11 protein-coding genes and 1 tRNA gene are annotated in these 11,928 nt (G+C 60.8%); 11 read left to right on the top strand and 1 reads right to left on the bottom strand.

Annotation, left to right across the window (positions count from 1 at the left end):
- The first annotated feature begins 26 nt into the window (after positions 1-26).
- From hisS to EKL02_RS12015, 11 genes are all read left to right on the top strand, one after another.
- Positions 27-1,379, top strand: a complete 1,353-nt coding sequence (gene hisS / locus EKL02_RS12065) for a histidine--tRNA ligase (protein ID WP_128902280.1) — start codon at positions 27-29, stop codon at positions 1,377-1,379.
- 15 nt (positions 1,380-1,394) lie between these two features.
- A complete protein-coding gene (locus EKL02_RS12060; protein ID WP_128902279.1) occupies positions 1,395-2,045 on the top strand; it encodes a tetratricopeptide repeat protein in 651 nt (216 codons plus the stop codon).
- Positions 2,046-2,059: 14 nt separating this feature from the next.
- A complete protein-coding gene (gene bamB, locus EKL02_RS12055; protein ID WP_128902278.1) occupies positions 2,060-3,217 on the top strand; it encodes an outer membrane protein assembly factor BamB in 1,158 nt (385 codons plus the stop codon).
- Positions 3,218-3,222: 5 nt separating this feature from the next.
- On the top strand, positions 3,223-4,566 hold the full coding sequence (der, locus tag EKL02_RS12050; protein ID WP_128902277.1) for a ribosome biogenesis GTPase Der: 1,344 nt from the start codon (positions 3,223-3,225) through the stop codon (positions 4,564-4,566).
- 118 nt (positions 4,567-4,684) lie between these two features.
- Positions 4,685-4,921 (top strand): RNA chaperone Hfq, encoded by a 237-nt coding sequence (hfq, locus tag EKL02_RS12045; RefSeq protein WP_128902276.1) that lies wholly within the window; start codon positions 4,685-4,687, stop codon positions 4,919-4,921.
- A 35-nt stretch (positions 4,922-4,956) separates the two neighbouring features.
- The gene (gene hflX, locus EKL02_RS12040; protein ID WP_128902275.1) at positions 4,957-6,078 is read left to right on the top strand and encodes a GTPase HflX; all 1,122 of its coding nucleotides are present in this window, start codon (positions 4,957-4,959) and stop codon (positions 6,076-6,078) included.
- A 49-nt stretch (positions 6,079-6,127) separates the two neighbouring features.
- Complete coding sequence (gene hflK / locus EKL02_RS12035) at positions 6,128-7,423, top strand: FtsH protease activity modulator HflK (RefSeq protein WP_128902274.1); 1,296 nt, start codon at positions 6,128-6,130, stop codon at positions 7,421-7,423.
- Positions 7,423-8,310 carry a protease modulator HflC gene (gene hflC / locus EKL02_RS12030; RefSeq protein ID WP_128902273.1) on the top strand — a complete coding sequence of 296 codons (888 nt, stop codon included), beginning with the start codon at positions 7,423-7,425 and terminating at the stop codon, positions 8,308-8,310. Before hflK ends, hflC begins: the two co-directional genes overlap by 1 nt.
- Positions 8,311-8,453: 143 nt before the next feature.
- Positions 8,454-9,605, top strand: a complete 1,152-nt coding sequence (locus EKL02_RS12025; RefSeq protein WP_128902272.1) for an ATP phosphoribosyltransferase regulatory subunit — start codon at positions 8,454-8,456, stop codon at positions 9,603-9,605.
- A gap of 18 nt (positions 9,606-9,623) precedes the next feature.
- Positions 9,624-10,922 carry an adenylosuccinate synthase gene (locus EKL02_RS12020; RefSeq protein ID WP_128902271.1) on the top strand — a complete coding sequence of 433 codons (1,299 nt, stop codon included), beginning with the start codon at positions 9,624-9,626 and terminating at the stop codon, positions 10,920-10,922.
- Positions 10,923-10,944: 22 nt separating this feature from the next.
- Positions 10,945-11,484: a phosphoribosyltransferase gene (locus EKL02_RS12015; protein WP_128902270.1), complete on the top strand. Its 540-nt coding sequence runs from the start codon at positions 10,945-10,947 to the stop codon at positions 11,482-11,484.
- A gap of 204 nt (positions 11,485-11,688) precedes the next feature.
- On the opposite strand, the gene EKL02_RS12010 is transcribed toward EKL02_RS12015, so the two are convergent.
- Positions 11,689-11,773 (bottom strand) — tRNA-Leu (locus tag EKL02_RS12010).
- Between the last annotated feature and the right edge of the window lie 155 nt (positions 11,774-11,928).

Below are 11,928 nucleotides of genomic sequence, written 5' to 3'. Positions count from 1 at the left end.
GCTGGTCCGGCCTTGATTACTAGAAGATGTCTGAAAACAAGAAAGCAGAGAAAATCGTCGGCGTGAAGGGGATGAACGACATCCTGCCGGCGGATGCGCCCCTGTGGGAGCTGTTCGAGAATACCGTGCAGTCGGTGCTGAAGAGCTATGGCTTTCAGCAGATCCGCACGCCGATCGTCGAGCCGACCGCGCTGTTTGCGCGCGGCCTGGGTGCTGTCACCGATATCGTTGAGAAGGAAATGTATTCCTTTGTCGATTCGATGAATGGCGACAATCTGACGCTGCGCCCGGAAAGCACGGCCGGCGTGGTGCGCGCAGCCCTCGAACACAACCTGACCTACGACGGCCCCAAGCGCCTGTGGTATGCCGGGCAAATGTTTCGCCACGAGCGTCCGCAGCGCGGCCGCTACCGCCAGTTCCACCAGGTCGGCGCCGAGGCCATCGGCTTTGCCGGCCCGGACATCGACGCCGAGCTGATCATGCTGTGCCAGCGCCTGTGGGATGACCTTGGCCTGTCGGACATCCGCCTGGAACTGAACTCCATCGGCGACGCCGACGAGCGGCACCGCCATCGCCTCGACCTGATCGCCTATTTCGAGCAGCACGCCGAGTTGCTGGACGAGGATGCCAGGCGGCGTCTGCACAGCAATCCGCTGCGCATTCTCGATACCAAGAATCCGGCCATGCAGGAAATGGTTAATGCCGCGCCGAAACTGATCGACTACCTCGGCGAGGAATCGCGCGCCCACTTTGAAGGCGTGCAGAAAATCCTGCGCCACAACAGCATTCCGTTCACCATCAACCCGCGACTGGTGCGCGGCATGGACTATTACAACCGCACGGTGTTCGAGTGGGTCACCGACCAGCTCGGTTCGCAAGGCACGGTTTGCGGCGGCGGGCGCTATGACCCGCTGGTCGAGATGTTCGGCGGCAAGCCGACGCCGGCTTGCGGCTTTGCCATGGGCGTCGAGCGCCTGCTGGAACTGATGAAGGCTAGCGGCGAGCAAATCGCCCGCACTCAATGTGACGTGTATCTGGTGCATCAGGGCGAGGCTGCGCAAATGCAGGCTTTCGTGCTGGCCGAGCGCCTGCGCGATGCCGGGCTGGACGTGGTTCTGCACTGCGCGGCGGCCACTGGCGCCGGCAGCTTCAAGTCACAGATGAAGCGTGCCGATGGCAGTGGCGCGGCATTCGCTGCCATCATTGGCGAGGACGAGGTTGCCGCCGGCAAGGTGACGATCAAGGCCATGCGCGCCGAGGAAGAGCAAAACAAGCAGGTTACGGTCGCCTTCGAAGAGGCAGTCAATCATGTCGTCGACCAGATTGTCGGCACGGACGAACATGATCACGATCACGAGCATATCCATTACCACCATTAACAAGACTAAAACATCATGGCATACGATCTCGAAGAACAAGAACAACTGGATTCCATCAAGGCTTGGTGGAAGCAATACGGCAACCTGATTACCTGGGTGCTGATTGTCGCGCTGGGCGGCTATGCGGCCTGGAACGGCTGGAAGACTTACCAGGGCAAGCAGGCAGCACAAGCCGGCCTGCTGTACGAGGAATTGCAGAAAGCCGCGGCTGCGAAAGACGCCGCCAAGGTGGCGCGCGCTGCCGCCGACATGCAGGACAAGTTCGCCCGCACCGCGTATGCCGAAATGGGCGCGCTGGCTGCCGCCAAGGCAGCATTCGATGCGAGCGACCTGAAAGCCGCCAAGAGCCAGCTCGAATGGGTCGCAAAAAACGGCCAGCACGATGAATACAAGGCCGTGGCGAAAATTCGCCTGGCAGGCATCCTGCTCGATGAGAAATCCTACGACGATGGCTTGAAGCTGCTGGCCGGCGATTTCCCGGCACCGTTCGCCGCTGCCGTGGCCGACCGCAAGGGCGATATCCTGGTCGCGCAGAACAAGCTGGAAGAAGCGCGCGCAGCTTACCGCGCGGCGCTGGAAAAAATGGACGAAGGCAATCCGGGCCGCCAGCTGGTGCAGCTGAAGCTGGATGCAATCGGCGGCGCTGCCGCCAAGGCCGCGGCTTGAGGACAGGGGAGATCATGCGTATTGCTTTGAAACTGGCTGTTGCAGGCACCGTCGTGGCGCTTGCGGGTTGTTCCACACTGTCATCGCTCAATCCATTCTCCTCCAAGAAGGAACCGAGCAATCCACCGGCGGCGCTGGTTGAACTTGCTCCGAGCCTGGCGGTTGCCACCGCCTGGACGGCATCCGTCGGCAGCGCCGGCGTGCACGTGTTTTCGCCGGCAGTGGCGCGCAACAGCGTGTTTGCTGCGGCCGCCGACGGCACCGTTACCCGCATCGAGGCGGCAACCGGCCGTGCGCAGTGGCGCATCAATGCCGGCATGCCTTTGACGGCAGGCGTCGGCAGCGATGGCAACGTGGCCGTGGTGGCCGGCGAGAAGGGCGCGATCCTGGCCTTCGACGAGAATGGCAAGGAAGTGTGGAAAGCGCAGGCTTCCAGCGAAGTGCTGTCGGCGCCGGCGGTCGGTCTGGGCCTGGTCGTGGTGCGCAGCGTCGACAACAGCATCGCCGGTTTTGATATAGCCACCGGCAAGCGGCGCTGGGTCCTGCAGCGCAGCGTGCCTTCGCTGACCCTGCGCAGCGCGCCGGGTATCGCCATCGCCGAAGGCAATGCCTATGTGGCCTTGCCGGGAGGGCGCCTGCTGGCAGTCGCCCTCAACAATGGCGGGCCGCGCTGGGAAATTGCGGTCGGTGAAGCACGCGGTGCAACCGAGCTCGAACGTGTCGCTGATACATCCGGCATGCCTTTGCTGGTGGGGCGCGAGGTGTGCGCCGTTGCCTACCAGGGACGCGCTTCCTGTGTCGACGGCATCAGCGGTACTGCGCACTGGGCGCGCAACCTGTCGAGCGAAGTTGGTCTGGGCGGTGACGAGCGTTTCGTCTTTGCCGCCGACGATAGCGGTTCGCTGCATGCGTTTTCGCGCGACAGCGGCGCCAGCGTCTGGCGCAACAAGCAACTGGCCAACCGCCGCCTGTCCACACCGGTATCTTTCGGTCGTGCGGTAGCGGTTGCCGATTACCAGGGTTATGTGCATTTCCTGTCACGCGAAGACGGCGCCATGCTGGCGCGCGTGGAAACCGACGGTAGCCCGGTGCTGGGTACGCCGGTTGTGGCAGGTTCGCATGCCGTATTTCAAACCAGGGGCGGTACCCTGGTTGCATTTGGAGTTAACTGAATTTAATGAAACCGGTTATTGCATTAGTCGGAAGGCCGAATGTCGGCAAGTCCACGCTCTTCAACCGCCTGACGCGGTCTCGTGACGCTCTGGTGGCCGATCTTCCCGGCCTCACGCGCGACCGCCATTATGGCGAGGGGCGTGTCGGCGAACGTCCCTTCCTGGTAATCGATACCGGTGGCTTCGAGCCGGTGGCCAAGGAAGGCATCATGCACGAAATGGCCAAGCAGACCAAGCAGGCAGTGGTCGAGGCCGATGCCGTGATCTTCCTGGTCGATGGCCGTCAGGGCCTGACCCCGCATGACAAGACGATCACCGATTTTCTGCGCAAGTCGGGCCGTCCGGTGCTGCTGGTGGTGAACAAGTCCGAGGGGATGAAGTACACCACGGTCACTGCGGATTTTTATGAGCTCGGCCTGGGCGACCCTTACGTCATTTCGGCCGCGCATGGCGATGGCGTGCACGACCTTGTCATTGAAGCGCTTGATCTCGCCATCGGCAAGAAAACCGCCGAAGACGAGCCGGAAGAGCCGAAGCAGTCAGGCACCAAGCTGGCCATCGTCGGCCGCCCCAATGTCGGCAAGTCGACCCTGGTCAATGCCTTGCTGGGCGAAGAGCGCGTGATCGCCTTCGACATGCCGGGCACCACGCGCGATTCGATCGAAATTCCGTTCGAGCGCGAAGGCAAGCATTACACCCTGATCGACACTGCCGGCATTCGCCGCCGCGGCAAGGTATTCGAGGCAATCGAAAAATTCTCGGTCGTTAAAACGCTCCAGTCGATTTCGGAAGCCAATGTCGTATTGCTTCTCCTTGATGCGCAACAAGACATCTCGGAACAGGATGCGCATATTGCCGGCTTCATCCTGGAGTCGGGCAGGGCGCTGGTAGTCGGCGTCAACAAATGGGATGGCCTGACCAGCGACCGTCGCGATGAAATCAAGATCGACCTGGATCGCAAGCTCAGTTTTCTGTCGTTTGCTAAATTCCACTTCATCTCGGCGCTCAAATCCACCGGCATCGGCCCATTGATGAAGTCGGTCGACTCCGCCTACGCAGCGGCCATGATCAACCTGTCCACGCCGAAGCTGACGCGCGCCCTGGAAGAGGCTGTGGAGCACCAGCAGCCGCGCCGCAAAGGCTCGATCCGGCCGAAGATGCGCTATGCGCATCAGGGTGGCCAGAATCCGCCGATCGTCGTCATCCACGGCAACGCCCTGGAGGGAATCGAGGATAACTACAAGCGTTACCTTGAAAAACATTTCCGGGAAACGTTTTCTCTTGTCGGTACACCGTTGCGCATCGAATTTCGCTCAGGGAAAAATCCTTTTACCAGGCAGGGGAAATAGTCTTGTCATGGCAAGGAATTAAAAAATCGGCTACAGTCGAACTACTTCACCCGGTTGGCACTTGAAATCCACTCAAGTCGCCTCAAACTCCAAAACACAACTACACAATGGAGCTGTTATGAGCAATAAAGGGCAACTGTTACAAGACCCCTTCCTGAACGCCTTGCGCAAAGAGCACGTCCCGGTTTCGATCTACCTGGTCAACGGCATCAAGCTGCAAGGCCATATCGAATCCTTCGACCAGTACGTCGTCCTGCTGCGCAATACTGTCACCCAGATGGTGTACAAGCATGCGATTTCCACCGTCGTGCCGGCGCGCGCGGTCAACCTCAACGTCGATGCAGAATCGGAATAAGATTTGCAAATTAGCAATTTCATGTTGAAAACGGTATGCGCACCGCGCTAGTCGGGCTGGATTTCGGCAAGGGCGACTTTGCTGCCAGCCTGGACGAGCTCTCCCTCCTGGCCAAGTCGGCCGGCGCGCAACCCGTAGTCACCATCACTGGTCGTCGCGCCAGTCCGGATGCCGCACTATTCGTGGGTAGCGGCAAGGCCGATGAAATCGGCAACGCGGTGCGTGACGAGGCGCTGGAGCTGGTGATTTTCAATCATGCCCTGTCGCCGGCCCAGCAGCGCAACCTGGAACGCCACCTGAAGGTGCGCGTGGTCGACCGCACCAGCCTGATCCTCGATATTTTTGCCCAGCGTGCGCAAAGCCATGAGGGCAAGGTGCAAGTCGAGCTGGCCCAGTTGCAGCATCTTGCGACCCGCCTGGTGCGGGGCTGGACCCATCTGGAGCGCCAAAAGGGCGGTATCGGCCTGCGCGGCCCCGGCGAAACGCAGCTTGAAACTGACCGCCGGCTGCTTGGCGAGCGGGTCAAGGCCTTGCGCGCCAAGCTCGACAAGCTGCGCCGCCAGCATGCCACGCAGCGCCGCGCCCGTGCCCGCAGCAATACCTTTTCAGTGTCGCTGGTCGGCTATACCAATGCCGGCAAATCGACCCTGTTCAACTCGCTGACGAAGGCGCGTACCTACGCTGCCGACCAGTTGTTTGCGACGCTGGACACGACCTCGCGCCGGCTGCACCTGGACGAGGTCGGCAGTATCGTCATTTCGGATACGGTCGGTTTTATCCGCGAGCTGCCGCACCAGCTGGTGGCGGCTTTCCGCGCCACCCTGGAAGAAACCATCCAGGCCGACTTGCTGCTGCACGTGGTCGATGCCGCCAGTCCGGCGCGCATCGAACAGATAGAGCAGGTCAACCTGGTGTTGAAGGAAATCGGCGCCGACGATATCCCGCAGATTCTGGTCTGGAACAAGATCGATGCGGCAGGCCTGGAGCCGGCGGTGGAACGTGATGAGTATGATAAAATCCGGCGTGTTTTTATCAGCGCCCAAACTGGCGCCGGCCTGGATCTGCTGCGACAGGCCATGGCGGAGTTTGCCAGGGAGAGCAGCGCGGCCCCGCTTGCGGGCGCACCCGCGCAGATGACCAATGAAGCGCAACATTAGCAATCCAATGGGCATTCCCCCTATACATTTCAGCTGATCGCGACCAAGAATGCTTGCCCCAATATTAAAAAGAATCGGTCTCAAGTTTTCGATCAACGATCCCCGCTGGGGCCGTGGTTCGCAAGACGACAACCAGAATCAGAACCAGAACCCGCAGGATGGCCGGCGTCCGGAAGGCCCGCCCGACCTCGACGAACTCTGGCGTGATTTCAACCAGCGCCTGAGCCGCCTCTTTGGCGGCAAGAAAGGCGGCGGTGGCGGCCCGGGCGGATTCCGTCCTGACATGGGCAACGCCGGCTATGGCATTTTCGGTATTGCTGCCGTCGTCGTGCTGGCATTGTGGCTGCTTAGCGGGTTCTTTATCGTGCAGGAAGGCCAGACCGGCGTGGTCATGACCTTCGGCAAATACAGCCACAAGGCGCCTGCCGGTTTCAACTGGCGCTGGCCCACGCCGATCCAGACGCACGAAGTCGTCAACGTTTCGCAGGTGCGCACTGCCGAAGTCGGTTATCGCGGCAGCGTGCGCAACAAGCAGACCAGCGAATCGCTGATGCTGACCGAGGATGAAAACATCATCGATATCCAGTTCGCGGTGCAATACACCCTGAGCGATGCCGAGAAGTGGATCTTCAGCAATCGCGAGCAGGAAGAAATGGTCAAGCAGGTTGCCGAGTCGGCGCTGCGCGAGGTCGTTGGCCGCAACAAGATGGACTTCGTGCTCTATGAAGATCGCGCCAAGGTGGCTTTCGACGCCAAGAAGCTGATGCAGGCGATTCTCGACCGCTACAATGCCGGCGTACTGATCACCAACGTGGCCACGCTGGGCGTGCAGCCGCCGGAACAGGTGCAGTCCGCCTTTGACGATGCCGTCAAGGCAGGCCAGGACCGCGAGCGCCAGAAGAACGAAGGCCAGGCCTACGCCAATGACGTGATCCCCCGCGCCCGTGGCGCCGGCGAGCGCCTGCTGCAGGAAGCCGAGGCCTACCGCGCTCGCGTGCAGGAAACCGCGCAGGGTGATGCTTCCCGTTTCAAACTGGTGGTGACTGAATACCAGAAGGCGCCGGCCGTCACGCGCGACCGCATGTACCTGGAAACCATGCAGCAGATTTTCTCCAACACCGGCAAGGTCATGATCGATGCCAAGAGCGGCAACAATCTCCTGTACCTGCCGCTGGACAAGCTGATCGCGCATACCGCCAGCCAGGAAGCGGCAACGGCGGCACGCAATGCCGCTGCGCCGACCGGATCGGCTGCCGGCAGTTCCGAGGCAGCGCAGGCGCTCGAGGCCGAGCGCGCGACGCGCCCGAGTGATGTACGCAGTTCCCGTGATCGGGAGGGCAGATAATGAACCGCATCGTTTCCATTGCAATCGTCGCCATCCTGGCAATCTGGCTGGTGTCGTCCACCGTCTTTGTCGTCGACCAGCGCAAATACGCCATCGTCTTCGCACTTGGCGAAGTCAAGCAGGTGATCGACAAGCCTGGCCTGCATCTCAAGATGCCGCCGCCGTTCCAGAATGTCATTTTCCTGGATAAGCGTTACCTGACGCTGGATTCGCCCGATGCGGACCGCTTCATCACGGCCGAAAAGAAGAACATCCTGATCGATTCCTTCGTCAAATGGCGCATTTCCGATCCGCGCCTGTATTTCGTCAGCTTCAGCGGCGAAGAGCGGCGCGCGCTGGACCGCATGCAGCAGATCATCCGCGATGCGCTGAACCTGGAAATCACCAAGCGCACCGTGCGCGAAGTGATCTCGGGCGAGCGCGCCAAGGTGATGAACGCGATCCAGAAAAACGTCGAGGAAGAAGCCAGGAAAATCGGCGTGGAAGTCATTGATGTCCGCCTGAAGCGCGTGGACTACGTCGAGCAGATCAGCAACTCGGTGTTTGACCGCATGCGCTCGGAACGCCTGCGCGTAGCCAACGAATTGCGCTCGACAGGCGCGGCAGAATCCGAGAAAATTCGTGCCGATGCCGACAAGCAGCGCACCGTGATCCTGGCGGAAGCCTACCGCGAAGCTGAAAAGATGCGCGGCGAGGGCGATGCCAAGGCATCGCAGGTCTATGCCCAGGCATTCGGCCAGAATCCCGAGTTCTACAAGTTCTATCGCAGCCTGCAGGCGTACCGGGCCAGCTTCAAGAGCCAGAGCGACGTGATGGTGCTGGATCCGAACTCCGAGTTTTTCCGCTATTTCAGGAGTTCCGGGCCTGGAGGCGTTGCCGCCAAGTAATTCCACGCCGCCATGAATGGCGGGTTACTGCTGGCTTTACATTTTTTTTGATGGGACAATCCGGTGTGTAAGCCTGATTGTCCCGCGGGCTGGACTGGCGTTAGCCAGTCTGGTTTATTTTTTTCTGAAGCATTTTCATTTTCATGCGCACCTGGCTCCTTCCCGAAAACATTGCCGACGTCTTGCCCGCAGAAGCGCGCAAGATTGAAGATCTGCGTCGTGCGATGCTCGATACTTTCAGGCGCTATGGCTATGAGCTGGTCATGCCGCCAATGCTCGAGTACCTGGAGTCGCTCCTGACCGGTGCCGGTCACGACATGGGGCTGCGTACCTTCAAGCTGGTAGACCAGTTGTCCGGACGTACCATGGGCCTGCGCGCCGACATGACGACGCAAGTTGCGCGTATCGATGCCCACCTGCTGAACCGCAATTCCGTCACGCGCCTCTGCTATGCCGGCAGCGTGCTGCACACCCGGCCTTCCGGATTGCATGCAACGCGCGAACCGTTGCAGATCGGCGCCGAGATTTATGGCCATGCGGGACTGGAAGCCGATGCCGAAGTCCAGGAACTGGTGCTGGCGTGCCTGGCCCTGGCCGGCATTTCCACCGTGCGGCTGGATTTATGCCATGTTGGCGTGGTGCGGGCGATCCTGCAGAGCGATGCCCGCGCGCAGATGGACGAGGAAGCCCTGATTGGTTTGCTGAAGGCCAAGGATGGCGCGGGCTTGCGCGAATTGACTCAGGAATATGCGCCAGCCACGCGTGAAGCCTTGCTGGCATTGCCCGGGCTTTATGGCGATGCCAAGGTACTGGCAGAGGCACGTGCCGTATTGCCGGCGCTGCCAGGCATTGTGCAGGCGCTCGACGAATTGCAGGCGCTGCTGGAACTGGCGGGCGATGCCACAGTGTCGGTCGATCTCGCCGACCTGCGTGGCTACCAGTATGAAAGCGGCGCGATGTTCGCCGCCTATGTGCCGGGCTTGCCCAATGCGGTGGCGCGCGGCGGCCGTTATGACCATGTCGGCGAAGCTTTTGGCCGGGCACGTCCTGCGACCGGTTTTTCGATGGATTTGCGCGAGCTGGCGCGGCTGTTGCCGGAAGCCGGGCGCGCCAGTGCGATCATGGCGCCGTGGGGGCGCGACAGTGCGCTGCGTGACAAGATCGCGCAGCTGCGCCGGGCCGGCGAAGTCGTGATCCAGTGTTTCCCCGGGCAGGGCAGGCAACAAGATGAATTCGATTGCGACCGCGAGCTGGTGTGCGAGGGCGGCAATTGGGTATTGAAGAATTTGAGTTAACAGACTTTAGAGAATCGTATGGCAAAGAACGTAGTTGTGATCGGCACCCAGTGGGGCGATGAAGGCAAAGGCAAGGTCGTCGACTGGCTGACCGACCATGCGCAGGGCGTGGTGCGCTTCCAGGGCGGCCACAATGCCGGCCACACGCTGGTCATCGGCGGCCAGAAAACTGCGCTGCAGCTGATCCCCTCGGGCATCATGCGCGCCGGCGTGGCCTGCTACATCGGCAATGGCGTGGTGCTTTCCGTGCCCGACCTGCTGCGTGAAATCGACAAGCTCGAGGCCAGCGGCGTCGAAGTCGCTTCGCGCCTGAAGGTGTCGGAAGCCTGTCCGCTGATCCTGCCTTATCACACTGCGCTGGATGCGGCGCGTGAATTCGCCCGCGGCGCCGCCAAGATCGGCACCACCGGCAAGGGTATCGGCCCGGCCTACGAAGACAAGGTGGCGCGCCGCGCCATCCGCGTGATGGATCTGCTCAACGAGCAGCGCTTTGCCGAAAAGCTGAAGGAAAACCTCGACTATCACAATTTCGTGCTGACCCAGTACCTGAAGGCGCCGGCAGTCGATTACCAGAAAACCCTGGACGATGCGATGGCGACCATGCCGCGCATCAGGCCGATGGTGACCGACGTCTCCAGCGCCTTGCACGCCGCGTACAAGGCAGGCGCCAACCTGCTGTTCGAAGGCGCCCAGGGCAGCCTGCTGGACGTGGATCACGGCACCTATCCGTTCGTTACGTCAAGCAACTGCGTGGCAGGCAATGCCGCAGCCGGCAGCGGCGTGGGTCCAGGCATGTTGCATTACATCCTCGGCATTACCAAGGCGTACACGACCCGTGTCGGTTCCGGTCCATTCCCCTCGGAATTGCCAACTGATGCAGGCGTCGGCAAGCACCTGGCCAGCGTCGGCCACGAGTTCGGCACCGTCACCGGGCGCGCGCGTCGCTGCGGCTGGTTCGATGCCGCCCTGTTGCGCCGCTCGATTCAGATCAATGGCGTTACCGGCATTTGCCTGACCAAGCTGGACGTGCTGGACGGTCTCGAGCAGTTGAAGATCTGTACCGGTTACAAGGTCGATGGCAAGGACGTCGACATCTTCCCGCTGGGTGCCGAAGACGCGGCGCGCTGCGTGCCGGTGTACGAGGAAATGCCAGGCTGGAAGGAAACCACCGTGGGCGCCAAGACCATGGAAGCCTTGCCGGCGAATGCGCGCGCCTACATTGCCCGCATCGGCGAGTTGATCGGCGTGCCGATCGACATGGTCTCCACCGGACCGGACCGCGAGGAAACGATCGTCCTGCGCCACGCTTTCAAGTAATTCGTTCAGGAGCGGGACAGGCATGACCGGTGCGGCACATCACGAGCTCAGGGTTTCCTGGAGCGAGTACCACCGCAATATCGAAGAACTTGCGGTGCTGGTGCATCGGTCAGGCTGGCAATTCGATCATATCCTGTGCCTGGCCCGCGGCGGCTTGCGTCCGGGCGATGTCTTGTCGCGGCTCTTCAACGTGCCGCTGGCAATCCTGGCCACGAGTTCCTACCGTGAAGATGCCGGCAGCAAGCAGGGGGAGCTGGCCATTGCGAAGCACGTCACCATGTCCAGCGGTTCGCTGAAAGGGCGGGTCTTGCTGGTCGATGACCTGGTTGATTCCGGTGTCACGCTGGACAAGGTGCAGCGGCATTTACAGGAAGCGTTTCCAGAGGTGGTCGAGGCGCGTTCGGCGGTGATCTGGTACAAGGCCTGTTCCTGCATGCGCCCGGATTATTTTGTGCAATATCTGGAAACGAATCCCTGGATCATGCAGCCGTTTGAGGAGTATGACCGGCTGGGGATTCACGGGTTGCTGTCGCGGGGCTCGGCGGAGGTCGGGCCTGAGTGACAATCCGAAAGCCATAATGAAAAAAGCTTCGCCGCGGCGAAGCTTTTTTGTTTTCAGAAGCCCACGTCGGGAGCTCGGCCACGTTCCGCGGCCCCGATCCGGCTTGCAAGCCGGATCTTTCGAGTCCCTCACGCAAAGCGCGCAGGCGCTTTGCTCGTGGGCGTCAAAATAAAAAGGGATCGCCGAAGCGATCCCTTTGTATTTTGGTGCCCACGGAGGGACTCGAACCCCCACACCTTGCGGCACATGGACCTGAACCATGCGCGTCTACCAATTCCGCCACGTGGGCTAACAGAAGCAAAATTATAGCCGAAAGTTGGAAAATGTCAAAGCCCTTCTGCACTTTAATATGATCCGATTGATTAAACGCTTGATTGTTCGGGCAAACTTATTGCTACTCCAGTACACTAAGATATTCAATAAAACCAATAGCCGATACCTCTT

The sequence above is a fragment of the Janthinobacterium sp. 17J80-10 genome (assembly GCF_004114795.1).
In the GTDB taxonomy this organism is placed as follows: Bacteria; Pseudomonadota; Gammaproteobacteria; order Burkholderiales; family Burkholderiaceae_D; genus Paucimonas.
Note: the sequence above shows the minus strand (reverse complement) of the source record. Positions and strands in the feature narration are given on the sequence as shown.